The organism is Mycobacterium sp. NTMscope_MAC_12, assembly GCF_976985675.1.
The window spans coordinates 5,222,656-5,249,126 of record NZ_CDRJYY010000001.1; the positions used below are offsets into that span (position 1 = coordinate 5,222,656).

Annotated in this window: 30 protein-coding genes and 1 pseudogene; 16 read left to right on the forward strand and 15 right to left on the reverse strand. The window is 68.1% G+C overall.

What is annotated here, in order from left to right:
- Positions 1-45 precede the first annotated feature (45 nt).
- Together AC0KS4_RS24250 and AC0KS4_RS24255 are read right to left on the reverse strand one after the other, a co-directional pair.
- The gene (locus AC0KS4_RS24250) at positions 46-1,617 is read right to left on the reverse strand and encodes an AMP-binding protein (RefSeq protein WP_238957183.1); all 1,572 of its coding nucleotides are present in this window, start codon (positions 1,615-1,617) and stop codon (positions 46-48) included.
- Complete coding sequence (locus AC0KS4_RS24255; RefSeq protein ID WP_238957184.1) at positions 1,607-2,512, reverse strand: SDR family NAD(P)-dependent oxidoreductase; 906 nt, start codon at positions 2,510-2,512, stop codon at positions 1,607-1,609. Before AC0KS4_RS24255 ends, AC0KS4_RS24250 begins: the two co-directional genes overlap by 11 nt.
- Positions 2,513-2,780: 268 nt before the next feature.
- Here AC0KS4_RS24255 and AC0KS4_RS24260 point away from each other — a divergent pair, with 268 nt between their 5' ends.
- On the forward strand, positions 2,781-3,524 hold the full coding sequence (locus tag AC0KS4_RS24260; RefSeq protein WP_238957185.1) for a cutinase family protein: 744 nt from the start codon (positions 2,781-2,783) through the stop codon (positions 3,522-3,524).
- Between the two features lie 82 nt (positions 3,525-3,606).
- Here AC0KS4_RS24260 and AC0KS4_RS24265 read toward each other — a convergent pair whose 3' ends face one another.
- Positions 3,607-4,371 (reverse strand): SDR family oxidoreductase, encoded by a 765-nt coding sequence (locus AC0KS4_RS24265; protein WP_225327912.1) that lies wholly within the window; start codon positions 4,369-4,371, stop codon positions 3,607-3,609.
- Positions 4,372-4,514: 143 nt separating this feature from the next.
- Positions 4,515-5,489 carry an oxygenase MpaB family protein gene (locus AC0KS4_RS24270; protein ID WP_238957186.1) on the reverse strand — a complete coding sequence of 325 codons (975 nt, stop codon included), beginning with the start codon at positions 5,487-5,489 and terminating at the stop codon, positions 4,515-4,517.
- 196 nt (positions 5,490-5,685) lie between these two features.
- Here AC0KS4_RS24270 and AC0KS4_RS24275 point away from each other — a divergent pair, with 196 nt between their 5' ends.
- Positions 5,686-6,279, forward strand: coding sequence for a TetR/AcrR family transcriptional regulator (locus AC0KS4_RS24275; RefSeq protein WP_238957187.1), 594 nt, complete (start codon positions 5,686-5,688; stop codon positions 6,277-6,279).
- A 118-nt stretch (positions 6,280-6,397) separates the two neighbouring features.
- Positions 6,398-7,144: a class I SAM-dependent methyltransferase gene (locus tag AC0KS4_RS24280; RefSeq protein WP_238957188.1), complete on the forward strand. Its 747-nt coding sequence runs from the start codon at positions 6,398-6,400 to the stop codon at positions 7,142-7,144.
- A 4-nt stretch (positions 7,145-7,148) separates the two neighbouring features.
- On the opposite strand, the gene AC0KS4_RS24285 is transcribed toward AC0KS4_RS24280, so the two are convergent.
- The gene (locus AC0KS4_RS24285) at positions 7,149-7,607 is read right to left on the reverse strand and encodes an SRPBCC family protein (RefSeq protein WP_238957189.1); all 459 of its coding nucleotides are present in this window, start codon (positions 7,605-7,607) and stop codon (positions 7,149-7,151) included.
- A gap of 92 nt (positions 7,608-7,699) precedes the next feature.
- Positions 7,700-8,396, reverse strand: a pseudogene (locus tag AC0KS4_RS24290) (SDR family oxidoreductase).
- Positions 8,397-8,481: 85 nt separating this feature from the next.
- Here AC0KS4_RS24290 and AC0KS4_RS24295 point away from each other — a divergent pair.
- Complete coding sequence (locus AC0KS4_RS24295; protein WP_238957190.1) at positions 8,482-9,090, forward strand: CGNR zinc finger domain-containing protein; 609 nt, start codon at positions 8,482-8,484, stop codon at positions 9,088-9,090.
- Here the strand turns inward: AC0KS4_RS24295 and AC0KS4_RS24300 are convergent.
- The 3 genes from AC0KS4_RS24300 to AC0KS4_RS24310 all read right to left on the reverse strand — a co-directional run bounded on the left by AC0KS4_RS24300 (position 9,070) and on the right by AC0KS4_RS24310 (position 10,871).
- Positions 9,070-9,681, reverse strand: coding sequence for a class I SAM-dependent methyltransferase (locus AC0KS4_RS24300; RefSeq protein ID WP_225327919.1), 612 nt, complete (start codon positions 9,679-9,681; stop codon positions 9,070-9,072). The genes AC0KS4_RS24295 and AC0KS4_RS24300 overlap by 21 nt on opposite strands.
- 27 nt (positions 9,682-9,708) lie before the next feature.
- Positions 9,709-9,873 (reverse strand): hypothetical protein, encoded by a 165-nt coding sequence (locus tag AC0KS4_RS24305; RefSeq protein ID WP_225327920.1) that lies wholly within the window; start codon positions 9,871-9,873, stop codon positions 9,709-9,711.
- Between the two features lie 152 nt (positions 9,874-10,025).
- Entirely contained in the window at positions 10,026-10,871 is an 846-nt protein-coding gene (locus tag AC0KS4_RS24310) for an SDR family oxidoreductase (RefSeq protein WP_225327921.1), read from the reverse strand.
- A 91-nt stretch (positions 10,872-10,962) separates the two neighbouring features.
- On the opposite strand from AC0KS4_RS24310, the gene AC0KS4_RS24315 reads away from it, so the two are divergent.
- The gene (locus AC0KS4_RS24315; protein ID WP_238957191.1) at positions 10,963-11,577 is read left to right on the forward strand and encodes a PaaI family thioesterase; all 615 of its coding nucleotides are present in this window, start codon (positions 10,963-10,965) and stop codon (positions 11,575-11,577) included.
- Positions 11,578-11,594: 17 nt separating this feature from the next.
- Here AC0KS4_RS24315 and AC0KS4_RS24320 read toward each other — a convergent pair whose 3' ends face one another.
- Positions 11,595-12,359 (reverse strand): DUF2127 domain-containing protein, encoded by a 765-nt coding sequence (locus tag AC0KS4_RS24320; protein ID WP_238957192.1) that lies wholly within the window; start codon positions 12,357-12,359, stop codon positions 11,595-11,597.
- Between the two features lie 102 nt (positions 12,360-12,461).
- Complete coding sequence (locus AC0KS4_RS24325) at positions 12,462-13,310, reverse strand: helix-turn-helix domain-containing protein (RefSeq protein WP_238957193.1); 849 nt, start codon at positions 13,308-13,310, stop codon at positions 12,462-12,464.
- Between the two features lie 124 nt (positions 13,311-13,434).
- On the opposite strand from AC0KS4_RS24325, the gene AC0KS4_RS24330 reads away from it, so the two are divergent.
- From AC0KS4_RS24330 to AC0KS4_RS24350, 5 genes are all read left to right on the forward strand, one after another.
- The gene (locus AC0KS4_RS24330; protein WP_238957194.1) at positions 13,435-14,478 is read left to right on the forward strand and encodes a zinc-binding dehydrogenase; all 1,044 of its coding nucleotides are present in this window, start codon (positions 13,435-13,437) and stop codon (positions 14,476-14,478) included.
- A complete protein-coding gene (locus tag AC0KS4_RS24335; RefSeq protein ID WP_238957195.1) occupies positions 14,475-14,888 on the forward strand; it encodes a nuclear transport factor 2 family protein in 414 nt (137 codons plus the stop codon). The genes AC0KS4_RS24330 and AC0KS4_RS24335 overlap by 4 nt, the downstream gene beginning before the upstream one ends.
- Positions 14,889-15,707: an SDR family NAD(P)-dependent oxidoreductase gene (locus tag AC0KS4_RS24340; RefSeq protein ID WP_238957196.1), complete on the forward strand. Its 819-nt coding sequence runs from the start codon at positions 14,889-14,891 to the stop codon at positions 15,705-15,707. It abuts the gene before it with no gap.
- 244 nt (positions 15,708-15,951) lie between these two features.
- Positions 15,952-17,244, forward strand: coding sequence for a sodium/calcium exchanger protein (locus AC0KS4_RS24345; RefSeq protein WP_238957197.1), 1,293 nt, complete (start codon positions 15,952-15,954; stop codon positions 17,242-17,244).
- A gap of 34 nt (positions 17,245-17,278) precedes the next feature.
- A complete protein-coding gene (locus AC0KS4_RS24350; RefSeq protein WP_275254230.1) occupies positions 17,279-18,130 on the forward strand; it encodes an SDR family oxidoreductase in 852 nt (283 codons plus the stop codon).
- A 141-nt stretch (positions 18,131-18,271) separates the two neighbouring features.
- Here AC0KS4_RS24350 and AC0KS4_RS24355 read toward each other — a convergent pair whose 3' ends face one another.
- Together AC0KS4_RS24355 and AC0KS4_RS24360 are read right to left on the reverse strand one after the other, a co-directional pair.
- Entirely contained in the window at positions 18,272-18,748 is a 477-nt protein-coding gene (locus tag AC0KS4_RS24355) for a YkgB family protein (protein ID WP_238957198.1), read from the reverse strand.
- A 68-nt stretch (positions 18,749-18,816) separates the two neighbouring features.
- Positions 18,817-19,422 carry a TetR/AcrR family transcriptional regulator gene (locus tag AC0KS4_RS24360; protein WP_238957422.1) on the reverse strand — a complete coding sequence of 202 codons (606 nt, stop codon included), beginning with the start codon at positions 19,420-19,422 and terminating at the stop codon, positions 18,817-18,819.
- Positions 19,423-19,544: 122 nt separating this feature from the next.
- Between AC0KS4_RS24360 and AC0KS4_RS24365 the strand changes: the two genes are divergently transcribed.
- Positions 19,545-20,105: a pyridoxamine 5'-phosphate oxidase family protein gene (locus AC0KS4_RS24365; protein ID WP_238957199.1), complete on the forward strand. Its 561-nt coding sequence runs from the start codon at positions 19,545-19,547 to the stop codon at positions 20,103-20,105.
- Here the strand turns inward: AC0KS4_RS24365 and AC0KS4_RS24370 are convergent, their stop codons facing one another.
- Together AC0KS4_RS24370 and AC0KS4_RS24375 are read right to left on the reverse strand one after the other, a co-directional pair.
- Complete coding sequence (locus AC0KS4_RS24370; protein WP_238957200.1) at positions 20,106-20,576, reverse strand: SRPBCC family protein; 471 nt, start codon at positions 20,574-20,576, stop codon at positions 20,106-20,108. It lies immediately after the preceding gene.
- Positions 20,577-20,615: 39 nt separating this feature from the next.
- Positions 20,616-21,581 carry a LysR family transcriptional regulator gene (locus AC0KS4_RS24375; RefSeq protein ID WP_238957201.1) on the reverse strand — a complete coding sequence of 322 codons (966 nt, stop codon included), beginning with the start codon at positions 21,579-21,581 and terminating at the stop codon, positions 20,616-20,618.
- A 137-nt stretch (positions 21,582-21,718) separates the two neighbouring features.
- Here AC0KS4_RS24375 and AC0KS4_RS24380 point away from each other — a divergent pair, with 137 nt between their 5' ends.
- From AC0KS4_RS24380 to AC0KS4_RS24400, 5 genes are read left to right on the forward strand one after another with little or no spacing between them, the layout of a single operon-like run.
- A complete protein-coding gene (locus tag AC0KS4_RS24380) occupies positions 21,719-22,594 on the forward strand; it encodes an SDR family NAD(P)-dependent oxidoreductase (protein WP_238957423.1) in 876 nt (291 codons plus the stop codon).
- A gap of 44 nt (positions 22,595-22,638) precedes the next feature.
- Positions 22,639-23,799 (forward strand): sulfotransferase family protein, encoded by a 1,161-nt coding sequence (locus AC0KS4_RS24385; RefSeq protein ID WP_238957424.1) that lies wholly within the window; start codon positions 22,639-22,641, stop codon positions 23,797-23,799.
- Positions 23,789-24,853 carry a hypothetical protein gene (locus AC0KS4_RS24390; RefSeq protein ID WP_238957202.1) on the forward strand — a complete coding sequence of 355 codons (1,065 nt, stop codon included), beginning with the start codon at positions 23,789-23,791 and terminating at the stop codon, positions 24,851-24,853. Before AC0KS4_RS24385 ends, AC0KS4_RS24390 begins: the two co-directional genes overlap by 11 nt.
- Before the next feature lie 18 nt (positions 24,854-24,871).
- Positions 24,872-25,693 carry a mycofactocin-coupled SDR family oxidoreductase gene (locus AC0KS4_RS24395; protein ID WP_225327934.1) on the forward strand — a complete coding sequence of 274 codons (822 nt, stop codon included), beginning with the start codon at positions 24,872-24,874 and terminating at the stop codon, positions 25,691-25,693.
- Entirely contained in the window at positions 25,693-26,463 is a 771-nt protein-coding gene (locus AC0KS4_RS24400; protein ID WP_238957203.1) for an SDR family NAD(P)-dependent oxidoreductase, read from the forward strand. Before AC0KS4_RS24395 ends, AC0KS4_RS24400 begins: the two co-directional genes overlap by 1 nt.
- Positions 26,464-26,471 lie beyond the last annotated feature (8 nt).

The following is a 26,471-nucleotide window of genomic DNA, read 5'->3' on the forward strand; positions in this document are numbered from 1 at the left end:
GCGAGCGCCGTGTAGCGGCGCGAGTGAGGAGCCGGACAATCGTGTTCAGCCGGACAGCTCCCTGCGCAGCACCTTGCCGGTCGGGTTGCGCGGGATGCTGTCCACGACGTGGATGTCGCGGGGCTGTTCGAAGCGCGACACGCGGCTCTTCAAATACTCCCGGAGCGCTGGCACGTCGATGTCGCTGCCCGGCTGCGCCACCACGAACGCCGCCAGCCGCTGGCCGAACCGCTCGTCGGGAACGCCGATGACCACGTTGTCGGCGATGGCGGGGTGGCGGGCGAGCGCGTTTTCGACCGCCCGCGGATAGACGTTCTCTCCGCCGGAGATGATCATGTCGTCTTCGCGGCCGACGATGAACAGGCGCCCCGCGTTGTCCAGGTAGCCCATGTCGCCGGTGCTCGTCATGCCGTCGACGACGGCTTTCGCTTCCCCGGCGCCGTCGGTATAGCCCTTGCCGGCCAGGTCACCCCCGACGAAGATGCGTCCGATCACCCGCGGCCCCACCGGGCAATCGCTCTTGTTGAGGATCCGCACGGGGCAGCCCGCGACCGGCCTGCCCACGGTTTCGGGAGCCTCACGAAGGTCCGCCGGCGTCGCCAAAGAACCGATGCCGACCTCGGTGGAGCCGTAGCCGTTGTAGAGGATGTCTCCGTAGGTGTCCATGAACCGCTGCCCCAGCGTGGGGTCGAGGCGGTCCCCGCTGGACATCACCACGCGCAGGTGCGGCACCGGGTTTCGCGCCCGCACCCGCTCGGGCAGGTCGAGGATGCGCGCGAGCACGACCGGCACCGCGGTGAAGGCGTCGGCGCGGTGCAGCGACGCCTGGGCGAGCGCGGCTTCGGCGTCGAACTGACGATGCGTGAGCACCGTGCCGCCGAGGGCGACCGTCAGCATCAGCATGCCCAGCCCCAGCCCGTGAAACATCGGCATTGCCACCGAGATTCGCGAGCCGGTACGCAGCCGGGTGCGGTCGAGGATCGTCACCCAGACCCCGACCGCGGACCGCAGCTCCGGTGCGCGCGGCACCCCTTTGGGTTTGCCGGTCGTGCCCGACGTCAGCAGCACGATCCGGCCCGGCCCCGCCACCCGCGGTCGCCGGGCGCCCTCCTCGGCGGTGACCGTCGCCGGGTCGACCGTGACGACGGATTCGTCGGCGGCCCGGATCCGCTCGGCGAATTCGTTGTCGGCGACCATCGTTGAGATGCGGTGTGCCTGCACGGCGGCCGCCAGCGCGTCGCTGCGGAACTCCGTACTGACGGGGACGACGTCGGCGCCCAGCAGCGCGGCGGCGAATACACCCGCGACGAAACCGCGCCCGTTGCGGCACATCACCCCGACCGCCCGCCCGGGGGCAACGCCATCGCCGGACAACCGCCGCGCCAGCGACTCGGTTTCTCGTTGCAGTTGGCGATAGCTCAGGGCGCCGTCATCGTCGACGATTGCCGTCCGGTCGGGCCAGCGTGCCGCGGTGACCGCCAGCAGCGTGTAGGGGTTGGTGCCGCCCCGGCGCGCCTCGCGAAGCAGCCGCAGGCCCGCCAGCGGCGAGGGCACAGTGAGCAGGCCGGAGTGCACCAGGGCACGGACGGCGGTGGTGGCCACGCGGTCATTGGTCACGGGCGGCCCCGTCGGAATCGGCGAGGAAGCGGCGATGCCACAGCCGGGCGGCGTAGTCGGCCGGCGCGGCCAGCAGCACCGAGGCCAACTCGGCCGGCAGCATCCAGGGCGGTTCGAGGGTGCGGGGCCGCACGATGAGCGCTTTGGCGATGGCGTCGGCGGCTTGATCGGGTGACAGGGCCGGGAGCCGGCCCAGCAGGGGCGTGGGCGCGATCATGCCGGTACGGACCAGCGCGAAGTAGACGGTGGTGACATCGACGCCGTCGGCGTGTAGCTCCGGAGCCACGCTGCGCAGCCAGCGGTCGAACGCCCCCTTCGATGCCTGATAGGCACCCCATTGCGGACCCGGCACCACGCGCACGCCGACGCTGGACACGTTCACGATGTGCCCGCTGCCGTTGTCGCGCATGGCCGGCAAGACTCCCAACAGCAGCCGGACGGGCCCCAGGTAGTTGATGTCGATGGTGTGCTGGAAGTCATCCGGCCGGTCGTACTGGTGGTGCAGCGAGCGGCGCAGCGACTTGCCGGCGTTGCTCACCACGATGTCGAGCGGTCCGTGCTCTTCGGTGATCTGCTTGGTCAGGCCGCTCACCGCGGATGCGTCGGTGAGGTCGGTCGGGTAGGCGACCGCGTGCCCGCCGCCGGCGTTGATCGACGCCGTCAGGTCGCAGAGCCTTTCCTCGGACCGGGCGACCACCAGCACGGTCGCGCCGGCGGCGGCCAGGGTGCGCGCGGTCGCCTCGCCGATGCCGTATGAGGCGCCGGTCACCAAGGCGGTCTTGCCGGCGGCGACGGCGCGCAGCTTGTCGGGGTCCGGCACCCGCGCCGGATTGGCCACGTGGTCTCCCGCCTTGGTGAAGACCGCGTTCAGGGCCTGCGCTAGTGCGTTCAACATCGCTGCCGCATCCACTCGAGCCGCTTGCCGGGGTGCGGCTGTTGCTCAACCGTGTCCCGGCCCGTAACTACCTGTAGCAGACCACATTGCGGTCCGGGACCGCGCTTCGGCCCGGCCGCGACGGCCGGGTGGGCGGCGCCCGTGCCGGATGAGCGCCGCGCACAACCGATCTCACTGCGCCCGCATCAGCGGCGGTTCTTTTATGAGAACACAGTAATTTCGGCGTTTCCTCTGTTTAAGGCGCGTGTCGAATGGGCACAATTGCGGCATGTTTGCGCGTCGCATTGTTCGTTCTCTTGGTCCAGCAGTAGTCATCGCAGCATCGGGGATCGCCGCCTCGGCCGTCTCCGGTTCCCTCATCCCCACCGCCGCGGCCCAATGTCCCGACGTGCAAGTGGTCTTCGCCCGCGGCACCGGCGAAGAACCCGGCGTCGGCCCCACCGGACAAGCCTTCGTCGACGCCCTGCACCAACGCGTCGGCGACCGCTCCTTTGACGTCTACCCCGTCAACTACCCCGCCACCGACCAATGGGACACCGGCATCGACGGCATCCGCGACGCCGGCGCCCACGTCAATTCCATGGCCCACGACTGCCCCAACACCAAAATGGTCCTCGGCGGCTACTCCCAAGGCGCAGCCGTCATGGGCTTTGTCACCTCCGCCGCCGTGCCCGAAGGCATCGACCCCGCCACCGTCCCCAAACCCCTCGACCCCGCCGTCGCCAACCACGTCTCCTCGGTCGTGCTCTTCGGCATGCCCAACGTGCGCGCCATGAACTTTTTAGGCGAACCCCCCGTCGTCATCGGCCCGATGTACCAAGACAAAACCCTCAAAGTCTGCGCCGTCGAAGACCCCGTCTGCTCAGACGGCATGAACTTCGCCGCCCACAACACCTACGCCGACGACGGCTCCATCATCGACAAAGGCGTCGCCTTCGCCTCCAGCCACCTCGGCACGGGCGGGGCCGGCGCGATGTCGGTCGCGTCGCCGCACGGCGGTTTCGGAGAGTGAGCGGCTAACCCGCTGAAGGGGTTTTATTGCCCTGTGTCACACCGGGTTTCGTCTGTCGGCCCGCGGCGTTCGGGGAGCGGCCCTAGCTGCCGAACAGGGCGGTGATCGTTTCGTTGAACCGCGGATAGATGTCGTCGTAGGTGCCGTCACGCTCGGCATAGCGGAACATCTTGACGCGCTCCACCACGATCTCGTTGGCCTGTGGCTGCGTCTGCAACAGCGTCATCGTCTCGGTGATGTACTCGTCGAGCGGCATCGCCCGGGGGTCGAATCCCCGCTCGCCCTGCAAGGCGGTGCGCACGTGCGGCGGAATGATCTCGATCACCTGGACGGAGCTGTCGCGCAGCTGGAAGCGCAGCGATTCGGTGTAGGAGTGCAGTGCCGCCTTGGAGGCGCAGTAGGTCGGGGTGAGCGCGCTGGGCATGAACGCCAGGCCGGACGTGACGTTGAGGATCGTGGCGTGCGGCTTGCGCAGCAGCGCCGGAAGCAGGGACGAGGTCAGCCGCATGGGGCCCAGCAGATTGATGGCAACGGACTGCTCGGCCAGGCCGACATTGCCACTGGTGAGATCCTCGACCCGCTGAATGCCGGCGTTGTTGATCAGCACATTGAGGTCCGGGTAGTGGTCGGTCACCTCGGTGGCGAATCGCCGGATGTCGGCGGCATCACCTTGATCGAGCGACAGGGTCTGGATACCCGGGTTGGCCTCCGCGACGGCCCGTAGCTGGTCGCTGCGCCGGGCGGCGATGATCACCTGGTTGCCCAGGCGGTGGAACGATTCGGCCAGGCCGCGGCCGATTCCGCTGCCACCGCCGGTGACCAGCACGGTATTGCCCGTCATCTGCATCGCGGTTCTCCTTCGGATTCGCTCCGGCCCACCCGACCGACGTAGCGGAATGCCCCATTGGGAAGCCGGCTAACCACGATGCCCTATACACCCGCGTGGTGTCACGGCCGGTGCCCTGCGAGGGCGGGCCGCGGGAGGCCCGACTATGCCGTGGCGGCCCGGTTGTGCAGGCGACGCGGGTCGACGCCGGCGCGGGCCCACGCCTCGGCCGCCCAGGGCGTGTAGAGCGCCTTGACGGGCAGCCGGTTGATCAGCGGGTTGAGCGCCCGGATGAACGCGGCGAGCCGCTGGAATCGCTTCTCTTTCTTGGCATCCCACTGCAGCTGGCACACCTCGCGCATCTGGGGCGGCAGCGTTCCGACGACCACCAGGCGGGTGTAGGCGTTCAGCGGCGCCGACACCACGTTCCAGATCGGCTTGGGCATCCAGCGCGGGCCCGGGATGCCTTTGCGGATGTAGCCGGTGCCGTACAGCACGGTCTTGTGCGGGACGAACCGGTCGAGCATCTCGTCCCAGTAGGCCAGGAAGTCGTCGTAGGTCTGTGGCTGTCCGCGGTCGCTGACGCCGTAGAGGCTGTACCAGACCTTGCCCTCGTTGAAGATCTGCTCCTTCTCGGCGTGTGACAGCCGACGGATGAACGTGTCCGTGTTGTAGATGACCTGGTCGACGAAGCTGGCGTGCGCCCAGTAGAACAGCTCGGGGTTCAACGCGTGATACCTCGAGCCGTCACTGATGGTGCCCTTGATCGCCTTGTGGAAGTCGCGCACCTTTCGGCCCCATTCGTGGGGGTCGTCGGAGTAGACGGTGTTCATCAGGGGAGGCGCGGTCCGCTTGGCCCGCCCGAGTGTGTCGCTGAAGATCACGGAGTGATCCAGCACGCCCTGCGCGAGCTGCTCGATGCAGTTCTCGACCCCGGCGGTGCGCTGGAACCCGAAGAGCTGGGTTCGGTTGTCCCCATAGAACTTCCAGATCAACGAGTCGGGCCCCAGCCGCGGCGAGGTGTCGTCGCCGGCCGACCAGTCGGGCCCGTCGGTGGGCATCGGCACGGCCTCGCGCACGCCGCTGTCGAAACGCGATCCCGCGCTCACCGCGGCGAGCTGGTCGTTCTGCGCGGTCATGCCCACCTCCTCGTGGCTCGCGCGCCGCGCCCGACCCGCGAAGCGTTGTGAACCAGTGACACAAAGTCGTATCTTTGTTTCAGTAGCCTAGCAACCGCCCGGTGGCATTGCACGTCGCCGTCCGTCCCGCACCGCTTTCGTGCCGCCGAGAAGTCGGCGATGAACCATGCCGGGAGTTGATACGATGCCGCGAATCATGCAGTCCGAACCGGGCTCTGCTTCCGCCGAGGCGCTCACCGATCTCGATCGCACCATCCTGGACACCGCACGCGGCGTGTTCGAGACCTACGGCGTGCGCCGTGCCAATATCGACGACGTCGCCGCCCGCGCCGGCGTCAGCCGCAGCACCATCTACCGCCGTTTTCCGACCAAGGAGAACCTGTTCGGGCATGTGGTGCGGCGCGAGGCCGAACTCTTCTTCAGCACGCTGGATCAGGCGACGGCCGGGCGCAATCCACAGGAGGCGGTCATCGAGGCCTTCGCACTCGGGGTGCGCCTGGTGCAGGACTCGCCGCTGTACTCGCGGATCGCCGAAAGCGAACCCGAACTGTTCGGCATGTTCTCCCGCTCGCACGTCTTCCCGATCCGCCAGTTCGCCGACGGGATCGCCCATACCCTGCGGCGGTGCGGCGCTGACATGACCGAGGCCGACCTGGACAACATCGCCGACATCCTGCTTCGCGTCGCCCTCGGCATCATCGTGTTTCCCACCGACCGGCTCGACACCTCGGACCCGGCGGCGGTGCGCGACTACGCCGCCCGCTACCTGGTTCCGATCATCTGCCGCTAGCCGGGTGGGTCACGCGCCCCGGCGTAGGCTGCGGACGGGGGACTCACCAGCATCGAATCTGCGCGGCTTGCCCTCTAATTTCTGGCGTCCAGCTCGGCACTTGCCCGAAGGAGTTCGCATGACCGACGTGCACACCTCGCTGCCTCCCGCGCTCCGGCGAGCGCTGGATCTGCTCATCGACCCGCCGGCCGATCCCGACGTGAGCCACGGGTATCTCGACCTGCTCGGCACCGGCTCGGCGCCCGACGACGCCGTCGGGAAAAACACCGGCCCGATCCAGGCCGCGTGGGCGTCACCGATGGGGTCGTTGCTCTACGACAACGCCCAGGCCTTTGCCCGTCAGTGGATCAGCGCCTGGCAACTGCCGCTCGAGTGGTTGAAAATCCCGCAGGGCGGTGTCGCGCTGGACGTCGGCTCGGGTCCGGGCAACGTCACCGCATCGCTGGCGCGCGCCGCCGGACCGGAGGGGCTGGCCCTCGGCGTCGATATCTCCGAGCCGATGCTGGCGCGTGCCGTGCGCAACGAAGCCGGCCCGCAGGTAGGCTTCATCAAGGCGGACGCGCAGCAACTTCCGCTGCGGGACAACGTTTTCGATGCCGCCGTGTCCACGGCGGTGCTGCAACTGGTTCCCGACCCGAAAGCCGCGCTCACCGAGATCGCGCGCGTGCTGAGGCCCGGCGGCAGGCTGGCCGTCATGGTCCCCACCGCCGGACGCCTGGCCCGGTATTGGCGGATGCTGCCGAACGTCGGGGCGCACGCGTTCGACGACGACGAGATCGGCGACATCTTGGAAGACAACGGATTTGCCAGCGTGCGGGTCAAGAACCTCGGCACGTTCCAGTGGGTTCGCGCCAAGAAAGGCTGACCCGTTAGTCGTCGCTCTGCGCCAGCACGGCGAGCCGGTCCATCGACTCGCGCAGCATGTCCGCCGTCGTCGCCCGGGCGCGCTCGAGCCGGGTGGTGTCGGTCAGCGCCGTCCAGTCGTAGGTGTGGGTCACCGTGGTGAGTTCGGCGTTGACCGGGCTGAGCTCCCAGCGCCACAGGTGACCGGGCGGCTGCTTTCCGGGTTCGGCTGGGCGCCAAGCGATTTTGCTGCCCTCGACGAACTCGGTGACGTGGTTTTCGCGCACCGCACCGATGGTCAGCGTCGTCTTGAACACGTCGCCCACCTGATGGACACGTTGGCCGGGAGGAGACGACGCCAGATTGTTGTTGCCGTCCCAGCTCGGCTGGCGCGACGGGTCGGCGATCAGTTCGAAGATCCGCGCGGCACTGGCCGCGATCACGCGGGTGGCGGTCACGATGCGTTCGGCTTCGGTATCGGACATACCGCTATCCAAACACGTAGGGCCGCCCACCGCGTGGCCACTTTGAGCCGAGGGCAGTCCGCCCTTGCAGAGACCTGCGCGCCTCTACGCATTCACGGCATCCGGGGCAGCGCCTCGACCGGTCCGGACAGCGCAGCCTTGACGTAGCGGGTGTCGTCGTCGGCCAGCACCTCGGCGTCGTCCCGCTCGATGCCGTCGACGATCGCGCGCGCCACGTCGCGCGGGTCGTTCTTACGTGCGTCGAAGCCGGAGGTCATCTCGGTGTCGGTGAAGCTGCGGTGCGCGGCGACGACCAGGGTGCCCTGCTTTTCGAGTTCGATGCGCAGCGAATTCGTGGTCGACCACAGTGCCGCCTTGGAGTCGCCGTACCCGCCGGATCCGGGCATCCAGGACAAGATCGAGGTGACGTCGACCCGTGCGCCGCCGCCGTTGCCGGCGAGGACCGGTGCGAACGCCTTGGCCACGCGGAGCGCGCCGAAGTAGTTCGTCTCGAAGACCGCTCGCACCTCTTCGATGTCGCTGTCGAGCAGGGACCGGGCTCCGAGGACACCCGCATTGTTGATGACGATGTCGGCGTCCGCCGCCCTGGCCGCCAGCGCGGCGACCGAATCCGGGTTGGTGACGTCCAATTCGGCGCTGACCACGCGAGAATCCTGACTGGGCTGCGGCGCCCGGGCCGTGGCGTAGACCTTGGCGGCACCCCGTTCCAACAACTCCGCCACGATGTTCCTTGCCGAGACCGCGCTGTCCGCCGGTGACCACCACCGTCGACCCCTTGACGTTGACCATGACCCTGCTCCCTTGACTTAGGCAAACGCATTTTGCTTGCGTCACGGTAATTGTCGTCGGAGACATAGCCAAGTAGAATTAGCCTATGTCTTTGTCGTGGACTGCGTCACAGCGATATGGCTGCGCCGCGGCACCCGGGGGCCTCGCCCTGGTTCAGGACTTCCTCAACACGAGGGCCATCGACGGGTACGGACCGGATCTGCTGGCCGACACCAAGCCGGCCGTCCGGTGGACGGCGGGCGCGGTGCGCGCTTGGGCGGCCGTGCGCGGCATCCCCGCCGACCCACCGACGCTCAACGGGGCGGATCTGGTCAAGCTGCGCGCCCTGCGGGACGCCATCGCGAAACTTGTTGCCGGAGAACCGGCGAGCGGGCGGGCCACCGACGCCGTCGCCGCGTCCTTCGCGTTGTCCGACGCGGGTGAGGTGCGGCTCGAGCCCAACGGCAGCGGTTGGCGTTGGCTGGCCTCGGCCCTGTGGGGCGAGATCTTGTTGAGCCAGCAGGCCGGCACCTGGCGACGGATCAAGCAGTGCCACAACCACCGGTGCGGCTCGACGTTCTACGACCGCTCGAAGAACAACAGCGGGGTCTGGCATGACGTCAAGACCTGCGGCAACGCCGTCAATCTGCGGGCGTCGCGGGCGCGCCGGCGCGAACGCGAACGGGCCGCGAATTCAGCGGTTTCGCCAGAGTAGGCGGTATCGGTAGTAAAGGCCCCGGCGGATGACGGCTCCGGGTAGGACCTCGCCGGCGACGCGCCGGATCTCGTCGAGACCCTCCCGGGGATCGGCGACGGCCACGCCGATGTCGCGGATCTCCCGATGCAGCAATCCCCCGGCGCGGGCCGCCGGCAGACACAGGCCGGCCCACATCCAGTCGGCAACGCTCTTGTTGGCGGACAGCCCGACGACGGCCAATTGCCCTGCGGGCCGCAGCATTTGACGCGCCTTGTGCAGCGCATCCCGCAGCGGCAGGTGATGCAGGCTGGCCACGAAGGTGATGAGGTCGTAGCGGCGCTCGGCCTCATCGAGGTCCTCGAATCGCACATGTTCGGCCGCCGCGTTGCCGACGGGCTGCAATCGTTGCGCGGCGCGCCACACCGACATCGGGTCGGCATCGATGCCGACGACGCTGCGTGACACCGCGGCCAACCGCTGAACCAGCAGCCCTTCCCCGCAGCCGACGTCGAGGACATCACCGCGACGCCGCGCGGCGATGCCGACCAGCCAAGGGTGATAGGCGGAGTTGTGATTCCAGTACTCGTCGTGCTTCGCGTATTCAGGCACCGTTGGCCCAGTCTGCCCGACGCGGCGTCAGCAGCGTTCGACGCCCCTGGGCATGATGCGCGGGCCGGTGGCCGCCGGGCGGCGCTTGCTTCCGAGGACCGCGTACAGCGCGTCGCAGGCGCGCGCCTTCAGCGGGGCGACCACGTCGAGGTTGGCAGAGCCCTGGCTGACCCAGGACGGAAGTGCGGTCACAGTTGATCCTTTGCTTTTTCGGCCGTGCGCCGATTCATTCAATTGCACCACAGCCGTTTTGCGGGGACGCCGCGCCGAGGTGAACGCCGCGAAAAGCCGTGTGTGGGATAGCACACATTCCCGGCGCAACGAAAGGCACGTAACAGCAGGGTTTATTGAAAGCGCCTGAACCGGCGCAGGTACCCGAACAGTTGGCGTGCGGGCACCGCCTTCGGCCAGTCGTCAGGGCGAAAGTACGCGTCGGTGCCGCCGTCAACGAATATGACGGCGCCGCATAAGAAATCGGCGGCGTCCGACAGCATGAAGCACATCCAGTCGGCCATGTGTCCCGCGTCGCCGAACCCGCCGACCGGAACCGGGAACGACCGAACGGCCTTGGCCTGCCGTCGATCCGACAACTGTTCGGCTAAAAGCGGTGTCATGATCGCACCGGGCGCAAGGGCGTTCAGGCGCACGCCCGATCCTGCCCATTCGGGCAGCACCGCATGCCGCCGCACCCAACGGCTGACAGCGATTTTCGAGGCCCCGTACATCATGGACGGCGCCGCCGGTCCGAACAGCCGCACCGACCGCAACGCCTTGCCGGCGTCGTGGCCCAGCAGCGCCTTGACGGCCCGGCGCGGCACCACGGGCATGGTGGTCGACGAATTGCTGGCGACCACAACGACTTTGGCGCGCCCGGCGGTGCTCAGTGCGCCCCTCCAGGCGATCAGTAACTCGACGACCCCGAAATAGTTGACCTGGGCGATCTGGCGAACGCGGTCCGGGGCCGGGCTGGGGCCCAGACCGGCCGCCAGCACGGCACCGTCCAGCCTGCCGCCCGATGCGTCCAGGACGCGCTCGGCGGCCTCGTTACGCCCGTGTGGCGTCGACAAATCGGCGACGATGTCGGCGTCCTTGATGTCGACACCGATGACGGTGTGTCCGCCGTCCCGGAGGCGCTGCGCGGTCTCGCGCCCCATCCCCGAAGCCGACCCGGTGATCGCATAGGTTCCCATTGACTCCTCCGTCCCAGGGCAGTATGCCCGGCCGGTCGGATGCTCCGAGGGGCGCCGCCCGGTGGGTGGGCACCTGAGTTAAGTTGCCAAGATGCATGACCAAACGCCCTGCGTCGATTTCAGCCGGCTCGAGTCGGTCTACGCGCCGCTCGCCGAATCGCTCCGCCGGCTCATCGACGTCAGCATCCGCACCGAGGCCGGCCCCGCGGCGGTGGCGGCAGCCACAGCCAAGATCGACAGTGCCGCAGCGGAATTGAGCGAGGCGCTGAAGGCCGGTCCGTTCGGCGTACACCGGAATCCCGATGGACAGACCATCGCGTGGGGCAACGCGGTGGTCGGCCTGCGCAACCCGATCGCACCACCGCTGGTCATCCATCACGAGCCCGACGGACTGGTGTGGTCGGAGTTCGTCCTGGGCGCCGCCTACGAAGGCCCGCCCGACACCGTGCACGGCGGCGTGTGCGCGCTGGTGCTCGACCACGTGCTCGGCGCGACCGCGCACCAGCCCGACAGGCCCGCCTTCACCGGCACACTCACCCTGCGATACCGGCGCCCCACCGCGCTGGGACGGCCACTGCGGGCCCAGGCTCATGTCGAGCGCGTCGAGGGCGTCAAGACATTCGCCGTCGGTCACCTCGCCGACGAGCACGGCGTCACCGTGGAAGCCGAGGGCATCTTCATTCATCCCAGGCGGGCCGCGGAATAGCGAACGGGGCCGCGGGCTCAGGTCCTCGTCGCGGCCCGCTCGACGTCGAGCAGCTGCTCGCCACGTCGTTCCTCGTCGTAGGCCTTACGCCCGCCGCGCAGACCGAACAGGCGTTTGGAGACCAGCAGGTAGATCACCGCGGCCACGTTGATGGTGAACGTCACCAGCCGCGTCATCGTGATCCCCTTGGCCAGATCGTGGATCTCGAGCGGCAGGAAGACCGAGGTGGCGATCACCGCGAAGTATTCGCCCCAGCGTTTCAGCAGCCACAGGCCGACGCCTTCGACGACCTCCAGCAGTGCATAGCCCGCCAGCATCATCGTCAGCAGCGCCAGGGTGGACGGCTTGGCGGCCAGCGCCTTTTCCAGCTCGTGCACGATGGTCATCTGGTCGACCTTGAAGCCTGCGGCGCGGAAAATCGGCAGGTCCCGGTCGAGGGTGGCCTGAATGGCGCCCCGCGCTCCGCGAAACTTCCACACCGCGTAGGCCGCCAGCACGATCACCACCGCCCGGAACAAGCGTTCGACCGCCAGGGCGCGAATGATGATGGCCTGGCGTAATGCCTTGCCGCGCATGATCATCGGCGCGTCTTCGGCATGGCCGCGTCCGTGCGGCGGGCCGACGGTGAATTCACCGCACCGCAAGCAGCGCCATACCTCGCCCAGCCCGGTGTTTCCGCTCAGGCGCTGCGCGAGCGCGTGCTCGTCGGGCGCATAGGTGACGTGTCCCGCGAGCGCGCAGGTAACCAGCTCCCAGCGATTGAGACCGCGTTCTTTGGGCATGGCCGATCATCGACTGCGGGTGCCCGGGCGCGCAAGGGGGCGCGCACATGGGCGTCAGAAGCGCGGCCTTATCTGCCATGCCTTTTCGCCTCCGAGGCGGGGCTACCCCGCTGGTGGTGGCGAGCCGCTCAGTGCCGTCGTCTCGTCGGTCAGATGTTCGCCGATGTCCCGGATCTGCCGCGCGCTCAGCGGGCACAGCGGGTGCACGGCCACCATCAGGGACACACGGCGCCGGTCATCGAAAACCGGTGCGGCGATGGTCGCCACGGGTTGCTTCCGGCGTCCGGGGTTGTCGTCGGACAGGAAGCCGATCGTGGTGAACTCGGCAAGCAGCTGGTCCATGATGTGACGCACCGGCGTCGGCATCTCGCTGCTGTCCAACGTCCCGACCACCTGGACGGCCTGCGCGAGTGCCGGCGTCGTCCAGTCGATGTCGAATCCCCGCTCCCGCGTGTGCGCGAGGACCTGTTGCAGGCGCTGCGTGCGATCGGCGTTGCTGCCCGCGCCGCGGCGGATCCAGGCGCGTTGTTCCTCGTCGGTGTCCCAGGCCGCCATCGCGACGCCGAAGGGCGGCGCGTACGGGATGCGGTCGCCCGGTATTCCCGACGGCTGGGTGGCGGGCTCGCCCTCAAAGGCGGTGACCACCAGGGAGTCGCCGAACTTCTCGACCACCGAACAGGCGTAGCCGACCTCACGGGACAGGCGCAGCGCCGCCGCGCGCGCCGCATGGGCGAGCGGTCGCGCGGTGTCCGTGCGCGCGGCCACCACGGTGAGCGCGGGCCCCAGGGCGAACGTCTTGGCGATCGGATCGCGACTGGCCCACCCGCGGTCGCACAACGTCTTGAGGATGGCGTGCGCGGTCGCCTGCGTGAGATCCAGCTCGCGCACGACGTCGGAGAACCGCAGCCGCGCGTTTCCGGACCGCGCCAGGAGCTCGACGACATCGAGCACCCGCGCGGTCGGCGCTGAGGTCGATCCGCGAATCGCTTGACTCCTTCGCTCCCGGATTTTTACAGTTGTACGAACATTCGAGATTCTATATCGATTATTCGAGAAAGTTAACGCATTGCGCGCAGTGGTGTTGCGAAACGGTCGGCTGCAGGTCCGCGAGACGCCGGACCCCGAGCCCGGCCAGGGCGAGTTGTTGCTGCGCACGTTGAGCACCGCGATCTGCGCCTCCGACGTGCACTTCATGGACCACCCGGAACTCGCCATCGACGACTCGACCGGCCGTTCGCTCTATGACACCGAACGCGACATCGTGCTCGGTCACGAATTCGTGGGTGAGGTCATCGGGCATGGCCCCGGTTGCACCGACCAGTTCGCCGCCGGCACGCGCGTGACGGCCATGCCGGTGCGCCTGGTCGACGGCGGGGCGGGCGGAATGCGCATAATCGGCCAGCATCCCGAAGCGCAGGGCAGTTTCGGTGAGCTGCTGGTGGTTTCGGAGGTCGCGGCCAAGCCAGTCCCCGGTGACGTGTCCAGCGACGCCGTCGCGTTGACCGACGCGTTCGCCGTCGGCGAGTTCTACGTGCGGTCGGCGGCTCCGCGACAGGGGGAGGTCGCGATCGTCATCGGCGCGGGGGCGATCGGACTTTCCGCCGTCGCCGCCCTGGCCGCCCGCGGCGTCGAGCCCATCATCGTGGCGGACTACAAGTCCGACCGGCGTGAGTTGGCCCGCGACCGCTTCGGCGCGCATGTTCTCGTCGATCCCGCCCAGAAGTCCCCGTTCGTCGCGTTCAACGAGGTCCGCGCGCAGCGCGGATTGCCCGGGCCGGCCGTTGTTTTCGAATGCGTCGGCGCCCCGGGGTTGATCCAGAATCTGGTCGAGTCCGCCGAGATGGGCACCCGAATCTATTGTGCGGGTGGCTGGTACACCGGCGACACCCTCGACATCACCACCGCCACCCGCCAGGGCGTGACCATTCAGTTCGGCGGCGGGCCGCACCCGCAGGACTGGTACGGCACGCTCGACGCGATCGCGGCGGGGCGGCTGGACCCGTTACCGAGCGTCGGCAAGATCATCGGCCTCGACGAGGTACCCGACGCCCTCGAGTTGGCCCGCAGGTCCGACGGTCCGCCCCGGATCATCGTCCGTCCGAATGGAGATCGCCCGTGAGCGAAAGAGAAGACCGGCAAGACATTTCGGACCTGCTGGTGCGCTATGCCACCGGCATCGACCGGCGCGACTGGCCGCTGTTTCGCACCGTGTTCACCGACGACTGCGAACTCGATTACGGCGAGATCGGCCGCTGGAATGGTGTGGACGAAGTCACCGACTTCATGGACAAGACGCACGCGATGGCGGGTCATACCCTGCACCGGCTGTCCAACCAGGTCATCACGGTCGACGGCGAGAAAGCCTCCGCCCGAACCTATGTCGACGCGGTGATCATGTTCGGCGACAACCAAGCCGGCGTAAACGCATGGGGTTTCTACGACGACGAGATCGTGCGTACCGCCGAGGGATGGCGCATTGCGCGTCGCCGGTTCACGCAGGTGCGCGTCGCTACGTTCGGGGCCCAGTAGATGACGTTCGCGACGAAGTACGGGCCGTGGGCGCTGGTGGCCGGCGCGTCCGACGGCGTGGGTGCGGCGTTCGCCGAAGGACTGGCCGAACGCGGGGTCAACGTTGTCCTGCTCGCGCGCCGGCAAAGCGTCCTCGATAGCGTCGCGGCCGACATCGAGAACAAGACGTCGGCCCAAACCCGCACTGTCGCCATCGATCTCGCGCAACCCGGCGCCGCGGCGACGATCGCCGCCGCCACCGGCGACCTGGAGATCGGGATGCTCGTCTACTGCGCGGGCGCGGACCCGAATTTCACACCGTTCCTTGCCAATTCGATCGAGGCCGCCGAGGCGATGGTGCAGCGCAACTGCATGGTGCCCATGCAGCTGTGCCACCACTTCGCGCCCGCGATGGTCCAGCGAGGCAGCGGCGGCATCGTCCTCTTCGGCTCGGGTGCCGGGCTGGCCGGTGGGCCCAACATGGCCGCCTACGGCGCGTCCAAGGCTTTCGACATGGTCTTCGCCGAGGCGTTGTGGTCCGAATTGCACACCAACGGCGTCGACGTCCTGGGCCTCATCCTGGGCAAGACGAATACACCCGCGCTGCGCGCGCTCGAATACAGCCGCGGCCAGATCGGCTCGCCCGACGAGGCGCCGTCGGACGCGGCGGCCGTGTCCGACGTGATCGCCGAGGCCTTCGAGAACCTGGGCAACGGCCCGACCCTGATGGTCGGCGACACGATGCGCGCCGCCGCGCAGTTGCTGGGGTCGCTGAGCCGCAACCAGGCCGTCGAGCTTTTCGCCCAGGCCGCCGCCGCGGCCATGGGCCCGGACGACTAGCGGAACCCGAACCGTTCGCTGCGCGTCATACTAATCGTGGCGAGGTTTGCCAAAGTTCGAAATCAGGGCAGCCTAACTTTTGCGTTCATAGCCCCCTGGTCAGCAAATATGGGCTTGGGCGAGTCGCCGACTTTGCCCACCCACCGCGTTGCTGACGGTGTGCGTGCCGGGTAGCTTGGGTAATCAGTTCGTCACGGCAACCGAGCCGAAGTACCCACCACCCCGATCGCCGCTCCCGCGAAGGATGACGATGCTCGCCATAGACAGGCCCGCGGCCGACGTCACGCTGACGGCACAGTGGCGGCGCCGCACCCTGACCCGTTCGGGGCTGATCACCGGCGCATTCGTCGCCCCGGCCGTCGTCATCCGGGTCGCGGGCCTGCACGTCGGAGCGGTGCCCGCCCTGCTGATCTTCGGGGCCGCGGTAGTGGCGGCCAGCTTTTTGCTGGCGTGGGCCGCCGAGGCCGCCCAGATCGACGTGTCCGGCGGCCTGGCGACGGCGCTGCTCGCGTTGATCGCGGTCCTGCCCGAATACGCCGTCGACCTCTACTACGCCTTTGTCTCCGGCCACAATGCCGAATACACGCAGTACGCCGCCGCCAACATGACCGGGTCCAACCGACTCCTGATGGGACTGGGTTGGCCGGTCGTGGTTCTGGTCAGCATCGTGGTGGCGCGCAAGTCCGGATCCGGCAAAACCAGCGGCCTGACGCTGGAGCCAGCAAACCGTGTCGAACTGGGATTCCTGTTGATCGCCGGCGTCATCGCGTTCGCGGTGCCGGCGAGCGGAGAGATTCATCTCGGGCTCGGGTTGGCGTTGCTGGCCTGGTTCGGGTTCTACCTCTACAAGCTCGGCCACGGCGAAGTCGAGGAGCCCGACCTGATCGGCACCGCCGCCGCGCTCGGCGAACTGCCCGACCGCCGCAGGCGCATCGCCGTGGTCGGCCTCTTCGTTGCCTCGGGCGCGGTGATTCTGCTGTGCGCCAAGCCGTTTGCCGACAACCTGGTGGCCGCGGGTACCGAACTGGGCGTCAACCGATTCCTGCTGGTCCAGTGGCTGGCGCCGCTGGCGTCGGAGGCCCCGGAGTTCATCATCGCGACCATTTTCGCCACCCGGGGCAAGGGCACGGCGGCCATCGCCACGCTGATCTCCTCCAAGGTCAACCAGTGGACCCTGCTGATCGGCTCGCTGCCGATCTCCCACCTGCTCGGTGGCGGCGGGTTCTCCCTGCACCTCGACTCGCGCCAGGTGGAGGAAATGCTGCTCACGGCGACCCAGACGATGATGGGCGTGGCGCTGATCCTGGCGCTGCGTTTCCACCGCGGCGCGGCGTTGGCGCTGCTGGGATTGTTCGTCGTGCAGTTCCCGATCGTCTCGACGCAGGGCCGGCTGCTGCTCTGCGGCGTCTACACGGCGGTCGCCGTCGTCGCGCTGATCCGCTACCGGCGCCACCTGCCCGCCACCATCCGGGCGCCGTTCTTCGGGACCGCCGTCCGCCACAGCGGCCAACCGTTACATCCGGTGCACGACCCGTAACGCCGGACGATCACGTGCCGTATACGGTCCAGGTATGAATCGAGTGTCCGTAATCACCGGCGGCGCGGGTGGCATGGGCCTGGCCACCGCGAAAATCGTCGGGCGCGACCACACCGTGGTGCTCTGCGACGTCCGGCAGGACCGGCTGACGACCGCCGCCGCCACGCTGCAAGACCTCGGGATCGCTCCCACTGTCGTGAACTGTGACGTCACCGACCGGCGCGCCGTCGCGGACCTGCTCGGCGCCGCGGCCGACCTCGGGACCCTCGTCTCCGTCATTCACGCCGCGGGCGTGAGCCCGAGCATGGGACCCGCCGACTACGTCATGCGGACCAATGCGGTCGGCACCGTCAACGTCGACGAGGAGTTCTACGCGCTCGCCGGCGAGGGCGCGGTGATCGTCAACGTGGCCTCGATGGCGGCGCACATGCTGCCCGCGGAAATCATTCCGACAGGCCAATTTCCGCTGGCACTGAACGACGGCCCCGACACTAGTGCCTTCATGGACGCCATGATGACCGCCTGCGAGATCGCCCCCGAGGAAGCGCGGTCGGGTCTCGCGTACGCCCTGAGCAAGAGCTTCGTGAAGTGGTACAGCCAGTCACAGGCGGAACGATTCAACGCGCGCGGACTGCGCATTGTCTCGGTGTCCCCGGGTTCGATCGACACCGAGATGGGCAGGCTCGAGGAGCAGGCGGGAGCGGGCGCGATGGTGGCCGACGCCGCCGTTCCGCGGTGGGGCAAGCCGGAGGAAATGGCGGAGTTGCTCGCCTTTTGCGCCAGCGAGAAGGCCGGCTATCTCACCGGCACCGACATCCTCAACGACGGCGGGGTGATCGCCTCGATGACCGAGCGGGCCAGGGCGTCAGCGGCCAGCTCAGCATGAAGATGAGTGCGCACACCGTGTTTCACCATCGGGCGGGTGTGCGTCATTCCGCGGTCGCGTGCCGCCGCGGTGGATCCACTCTCGGTATAGGCCCATCGGATGACGGGGTTCGGGTTCCTCGCGGTGGCCACGACTATATGGTCAGTCGCTGCAGGCGGGATATGCCCGTGCGGTGGCGGCGCCCACGGTCAGCGAATCGCCCAGCGTCCACACGGCAACCCCGAGCAGTACCAGATCCTTGAGCAGAAACTGGCCGGGCAGCGCCGAGAGCACCGGAATCCCGTGGGCATGGGTCGCGACGACGCCGGGGGTGGTGAACAGGAAACTGACCGTGCCCAGGAACAGCACCACCGCCAGCGCGCTGCCCGCCGCCGAAACCCGGGGCCACCATGGCCGCAGCGCGATGAGAAGGGCCGCAACGATTTCCATCGTTCCGAGCGCCCGCGCGACGAGGGTGACGCTGAAGACGTCGTAGAGCCAGCTCATCAAGGGGCTGTGTTCGATGAGCACGCGCGATTCCATCTTCACGTACTTGCCCACTCCGATCCACGCCAACACAAAGACCAGGCCGTAGCGGCTTAGGAGTTGGCCCCCTCGGCTCAGCGTGCGATCGATCATCGAGGAATGTCCTTTCGGCGGCGAAACGCGGTCGTCCACCCAAGCCACGGTTCGCGCCGCGAAACCGTTCACTCGCGCAGTCGTTCGAGCCCGGAGACGATGAGCCGCAACCCAAAAGCGAATTCGTCGGCCAGCGGAACGGGGAGGTCGTCGGCGACGGTGACGGTCGCGGGATAGCGTGACGGATCGAGCCGGTGAAACGCCGCCGAGAGTTCCGCTTGCTCACCGGCCGTCGTTGCGGACAGTTGGATCGCGAAACCCAGCACGTAACGGGCCAGCGTGGCGTAGGCGTGAGCCGCGACCGCCGGCGCAAAGCCGTTGTTGAGCAGGACAGCCAGGCACCGCTCGCGATTGGCCAACGCGCTCGGTCCCGTCGGCGTGTATTCGATCAGCAGCGGTGCGACATTGCCATGCCTGCGCAGCGCATCGAACATGTGTTGCGCCAACGTGATACACGCCCGCTGCCACGGTAAAGCGGCCAACGCCCGCGCGTCCGGGTCGACTTCACCGAGTATGTGGTCGATCACCTGGGACACCAATTCGGATCGACTGGAGAAGTGACGGTACAGCGTGGCGGTGCCCGATTCCAGGCGCTGGGCCAGCGACCGCATCGACAGTGCGTCGGCCCCCTGCTCGTCGAGGAGTTCGACGGCCGCACGCAGGATGCGGTCCATCGGGAGGGCCGGGCGGCCGCGGGACCGGTGCGGCGTGCGGTTGACATCGTCGGACATTACGGAGACACTGTATCCGTAATTATTGTGCGGTTCAACCCCCTTGACAGCAAGGAAAATTCGTCATGCTCCTCCCCTTGGCGGCGGAACCGTTCGTCGCTCCGACCGACCGCGACATGCTTCCCTCCGAGCGACGCGAGTTCGTGCGCACCCACCGCACGTGCGTGTTCGGCTACCGTCGCCGTAACGACGGCCCCGCCATGTCGGTCGTGTACTACATCCCCACCGACGCCGACGAATTGCTCGTCTCCACGATGGCCGGCAGGGGTAAGGCCCGCCTCGTCGAACGCGACGGCAAAGTGAGCCTGTGCGTGCTCGACGAGCGGTGGCCGTTCGCCTACCTGCAGGTCTACGCCGACGCCACCGTGGTCGAAGACCGGGATCTGGCGGTCGACGTGATGATGGCGGTTGGTGGCCGAATGTCCGGCCAGCCACTCGGTGACGAGGCGCGCCCGGACATCGAGGCGATGTGCGAACGCGAGAACCGCGTCGTCATCCGCTGCCGGCCCTACTCCACCTACGCGACGCCCCCGCGCCATCTGCACCGCAACGACCAGGCCTCGGAACTGAGCCATTGGGTGTCCGGCGTGATGCCTTGGGACGCAGCCGATCCGGTGGCGGGCTGATCAGCCCGCGTAGCGATCCCGCAGTTTGGTCAGCGTCGCCTCGATGCCCGAGGCGTTCGCCTTGGCGAAGCCCATCCGCTCGTAGTACTTCAGTTTGTTCTTCAGCGCACCGGCATCGCGGTAGTCGAACGTCTCGGTGACCTGCGTCAGGGTTGGTGACAGCGCCTCGAATTCCCACCGCCAGCGGTGACCCAGCGGGTGACGCCATTCGACCACCTCGTTGGGCGTCAGGGCGGTGATCGTGCTGGTGATGCGGTAGGGCAGGCCGAACATCTTCATGTGCGTCGAAAACTTCGAGCCCTCAAGGAGTTGCGCGGGCATGGTGATGTTGTCGCGCACCGTGCCCGACCCGTCGAGTTCGTGGTGACGCCGAGGATCAGCGACCATGGCGTACAGCTCGGCGGCGGGGGCGGCGACTTCGACCCTGCGGCTCACCTGGCGGGGTCCCCGGTCGACAACGGTGACGGTCATTTGCGAATCTCCTTCCGCTATCCGGCAGCGTAATCCCGTCTAGCTCTGCGGCTCGGGAATGTTGGGATCCCACACCGGCGACGGCTCGAAACGCGCCGGCCAGAAGCCGGATTTGGTCAACCGTGCGACCTCTTCGCGCAACACGATCCCGATCTTCGCCGCGAATTCGCGGGGCAGTTCCAGCGCCGCGGTGGCAGCCACGCCGAGCTGTTGGTTGAGCTGGGGTTCGCAGATCGACGTCCACCGCAGCCGTCCCGCCTCCACCTCGGCGCCGCACGCCGCCATCGGCAGCACCGCATAGCCGAGTCCAGCCTCGACCAGATGCTTGGACACCTCCACCGAATCGGTCGAAAAGCGGGCCGTGAGGGCAACTTTGAGCCGAAGCGCGGTGTTCTCCAAGGTGTTTCGAATGCCGGTCTGTGCGCTGGGCATGACCAGCGGCAGCTTGGCGAGGTCGGTGAAGCGCATCGGGTTGGCGGGCGAGAGCTCCGACGCGGGTCCCCCGACCAGCACGAGGTCCTCGATCACCAGGTGCCGGAAGAAGAGCCGGTCGTCGGCGACCGGGTTGATCACCGCCAAGTCGATCGCCCCCTTGAGCAGGCGCTGCACCAGGTCGTCGGTTTCGGCGACGGCGATGTGGAAATGAACGTTGGGGAACGCGGCTCCCAGGCTCGCCGCCAGCGGTGCGGTCAAAACGCCGGCGGCCGTGGGCACCATGCCGAAGAGCAGCCCACGCTCGATGCGCGCCAACGGTGATGCCGCGTACCGGACCGCCAGCTCCAGCTGACGCAGCGGTGCGGCGGTGGAGGAGCGCAGCCGTTCGCCCTCCTCGGTGAGACGCACCCCGCGCCGCGTCCGCTCGAACAGCGTGATGCCCAGGTCCTCCTCCAGCAGCCGGATCTGGCGGCTGAGCGCGGGCTGGGCGATGCCCAGCACCGCGGCCGCGCGGGTGATCGAGCCTTCCTCCGCGATCCGCAGGAAGTACTTGAGCCGGTGGGTGTCCATCGTCCATCTCTATCAGGCATACAAATTCGGCATGATTGATTTCCCGAATCGGTATTACCTCCTGGCCATGAAGCCGCCATATCGTCAGCCAGGTGGGGCGGCGATGCCGTTCCGGTCTGGCTGAGGAAAGGTCGATGATGACGGTTCAGGACCAACAGGATTGGGTGCAGCTGCTCGGGCTGGATCGGTTGCCCGAGCACATTGTCGGCAAGCGCGTCACCGACCTGATGGACCTGACCGGCAAGAAGGCTTTCGTCACGGGCGCCGGCGGCGACGGCCTGGGGCAGGCGACCGCCAACCGGCTGGCCGGCTGCGGCGCCGATGTCGCGCTGATCGGCCGCACCTTCGAGAAGGTCGAACGCCGCGCCAAGGAGGTCGAACAGCGCTGGGGCGTGCGGGCCATCCCCGTCGGGGCCGACATGTCCGACTGGGACCAGGTGCACGACGCGGTCGACGAGGCCCACGACGAACTCGGCGGGCTCGACATCATGGTGAACAACCCGGTGATGGTGGCCGCGGGCCCTTTTGAGAAGCAGACCAAGCAAGACATCGATTACACGGTGCTGGGCTCCCTGACCATGATGATGTACGGCGCGCACGCTGCTCTGCAGCACATGCTCGACCAGGGCTCGGGCAAGATCATCAACATCGGGTCGGTCGGCGGACGCATCCAGCAGCGCGGCCTGGTGGTCTACAACGCATGCAAGGCCGGCGTCATCGGGTTCACCCGGAACCTCGCCCACGAGGTCGCGCCGCGCGGTGTCAATGTATTGGGCGTGGCGCCGGGCATCATGATCAACCCGCAGCTGCGCCAGTACCTGCTCGATCCGCAGGACGACCAACAACGCGCCGGCCGCGGCGCCATCCAGGAAGCGATCACGCACCAGGTCCAGCTGGGGCGCGCGTCGTTGCCCGAAGAGGCCGCCAACATGGTCGCGTTCCTGGCGTCCGAGGCGGCCGATTACCTGTGCGGGCAAACCATCGACGTTGCCGGCGGCCAGTGGATGGGTTGAGCTCTGCCGCAGCCACTTTCACCAAGGACGCCAAGGAGATTGCCGTGCTGACACCCGGTGAGGCGATGGAGGAGGCCGCGGCGCGGACCGGACTCACCGACTTCGGCGACGACTCCTTCATCGAAGGCCTGACCGTCCTGCTGTCGGCATTGCGGGACGAGTCGCACCTGAACGAGCGCGGGGAAACCTTTCTCCGCCAACGCATCGCGGGCTACCTGGCGCAGCGGCTGCAGGTCGAGGACTGGTTTCGGCGGCACCCGGAGATCGGCGACGTGCCCATCCGCGAGCCGCTGGTCGGCCTGGGCCTGCCCCGCACCGGATCCACCGCCCTGTCGCTGCTGCTGGCCCAGGATCCCGACGTGCGGTACCTGCGCCGGTGGGAGTCGACGCAACCGTGCCCGCCGCCCTCGACGGTGCACGGCGTCGATCCCCGCGTCCCGCCCGACCAGGGTGAGATGGTCGGGACCCGCCGCCACGTCCCCGGTGACACGCACGGCCCCATGGAGTGCCACGAGCTGATGGCGCTCGATTTCAAGTCGCACATCTTCCAGTCGTTCGCCGAAATCCCCTCGTATTCAACGTGGCTGGTGGAGCGCGCCGACCTCACCCCGACCTTTCGCTATCAGCGGCGGGTGATGCAGCTGCTGCAGTGGGGCGAACCGGAGCGGCGGTGGCGGTTGAAGTGCCCGTCCCACGTGTTGTGGCTCGACGCCCTGGACGCGGCGTTCCCGGACGCGCGATTCGTGATGACCCATCGCGACCCCACCGACGTCCTGTTGTCGGTGGTCGACCTGTACGCCGACATCATCGGGTCGTTCAACACCCGAATCGACCGCCGGTACATCGGTCGACTCAACGTCGAGCATTGGTCACTCGGCATGGAGCGCGCCCTGCAGTTCCGCGCGGCCGGCGCGGACGATCGGTTCTACGACATCGACTTTCGCGCCATGCAGGCCAACCCGATCGGCGAGGTCGCCCGCCTGTACGCATGGCTGGGCGCCCCCGTGTCCGACGAGTTCGAGGCCCGCATGCACAGTTGGTGGGAGCACGCCGCTGCCGAGCGCGAGCCGAGCTCGCACGCCGACCCGGTGGAGTTCGGCATCGATCTCGACGAGGTTCGGCCCCGGTTCGCGCGCTATGTGGACAGCGCACGGCGATGGACGCGGCATCCAAACGTAAGGAGTGAGAAGAACAATGGCGGTTGATCTCACCGGCGGCATCGACCCGTCGCGAGAGTACGTGCTGGCGCAGCGCCCCGAGGATCCGGAGATGCGTGACTCGGTCAGCTTCTGGGTGGTCGACGACCGCGGACAGATCGGCCTGCCGCGTGTCGGAATCGAGGCGGTGGGCGCCAATTGGGACTCCCACGACATCCAGATCAATGCGGCGTTTCCCGACGGGCGCGTCTACCGGCTGCGCACCAACGGGCCCTCGCTGCCCACCCGCGGCGCCGACGGGCGGCCCACGGTGCTCGGTGCCGGCGGCCTGGCCTTTCAGTGCGTCGACCCCTTCGATACCTGGACGATGTCCTACGACGGGCCGGCCGTGCAGACTTCGTCGGCCGATCTGGTCGACGGCAAGAAGGACGGCCCGTCGGTGGACATCGGCTTTCACGTCGAGGCGAAGATGGCGGTGCCCCCGTGGGTCCAGGGGGCGCTGCAGGCCGATGCCGACGCGCAGCTCAGAACGACCGCGGTCGGCGAGATCATGGGCGGGCCGAGGTATGAGCAATTGTTCACCGCCACAGGGGAATTCCGGGTGGGCGGCGAGCGCAACGCCTTCACCGGGAGCGGCCTGCGAATCCGCCGTACCGGGGTGCGCAAGCTCGCCGGTTTCTGGTGCCACTGCTGGCAGTCGGCCGTGTTCGGCAGCGGCCGCGCCTTCGGCTACATCGCCTACCCGCCGCGTGCGGACGGCGAGCCGACCTTCAATGAAGGGTTCGTCTTCACCGGCGACGGCGGCCTGGTCCCGGCGCGGGCGGTGCGGGCGCCGTGGCTGACGCGCCTGCGACCACTCGGCGAGGATGTCTCACTGGTACTGGAGACCGCCAACGGGCTGGTCGAAATCACCGGCGAGACAGTGTTTTCCACGCACGACGTGCACCACAACGACGACATGTACTCCATGCACGCCCTCAAACAGGAGATGGCCGACTTCCCCGCCGTCCAGCAGGCCGGTGTGCGCTACCGATGGGACGGCGAAGAAACGTACGGCATGCTGGAACGCTCCAACCCGCTCGACAAGATCGCGCGCGACTGAAGGGAACCCACACCAGACATGAGCCAGCCACTCTCGGGAAAGGTCGCGCTGATCACCGGCGCCGCGCGCGGACAGGGCCGGGCACACGCCGTGCGCCTTTCGGCCGACGGCGCCGACATCATCGCGATCGATCTCGCCGGGCCGCTGCCGCCGAGCGTCCCCTACGACTCGCCGACGCCCGACGATCTGGCCGAAACCGCGCGGCTGGTGAGCGCGAACGGCCGGCGGATCGTGACCGCCGAAGCCGACATCCGCGACCTGGACGCGCTGGCGGCCGCGGTGGATGAGGCGGTCGGCGAGCTGGGCCGGCTCGACGTCATCGTCGCCAACGCCGGGATCTGCAGCCCCGCACCCTGGGATCGGATCACCGCGCAGGATTTCCGAGACACCATCGACACCAACGTGATTGGCACCTGGAACACCGTGATGGCGGGGGTGCGGCACATCATCGACGGCGGCCGCGGCGGTTCGATCATCCTGATCGGTTCGGCGGCCGGCATCAAGATGCAGTCGTTCATGATCCACTACACCGCAAGCAAACACGCCGTCGTGGGGATGGCGCGGGCGTTCGCCGCCGAGCTCGGCCGGTACAACATTCGCGTCAACAGCCTCAACCCCGGCGCGGTCGCCACCCCGATGGGCACCGGCCGGATGCGGGAAGCGTTGCAAGCCGCCGCCGACGACTACCCGCACCTGCGGGGCATGCACAAACCGCTGCTGCCCGAAGGAATTGCGCAGCCGGAGGACATCGCCGACGCCGTGGCCTGGCTGGCCTCCGACCAATCCAGATTGGTTACCGCAACCCAGGTTTCGGTCGACATCGGCGTCGGGTACGTGTGATGCGCGGCCTGGCCGGCAAGACATTCGTGGTCGCCGGGGGCGCCACCGGGATCGGCGCGGCCACCGCCGAACGCCTCGCCGACGAAGGCGCTCGGGTTGCCATCGGCGACAACAACATCGCGGGTGCCACCGCCACCGCCGAACGGATCGAGTCGGCCGGCGGCCGGGCGATCGCCGTCGAGTTCGACCTCGCCGACGAACGATCCGTGCGGCGCCTCGTCGAGACGACGCTGCAAGAGTTCGGGGCCATCGACGGCCTGCACAACGTGGGCGCCGATCTGTCCGAGGAAAACCTCGGACGCGACACCACGATCCTCGATACCGAGATGGACGTCTGGCAGCGCACGCTCGACGTCAACCTGCTCGGGTATGTCCGCACGATCCGCGCCGTCCTGCCGCACCTGCTCGCCCGGGGTGGGGGCAGCATCGTGAACACCTCGTCCGGCGCCGCCCTGGGCAGCGACCCCCTGCACGTCGCCTATGGCGCCTCGAAGGCCGCGGTGAACCACCTGACCCGGCACGTGGCCGTCAATTGGGGCAAACACAACATCCGCAGCAACGGCGTCATGCCGGGCCTGGTGATGGGCGAAACCCAGGAGCGGCAGAACGACGTCGCGCTGCAGCAGGCCTTCCTGACGTTCGGCAAGACGAGCCGGCTGGGCAGGCCGGACGATCTCGCGGCGATCACCGCGTTCCTGCTGTCCGACGACGCCGCGTGGATCACCGGCCAGGTGTGGTACATCGGCGGCGGGTCACACCTGCGCCAGTAGCCCGAACC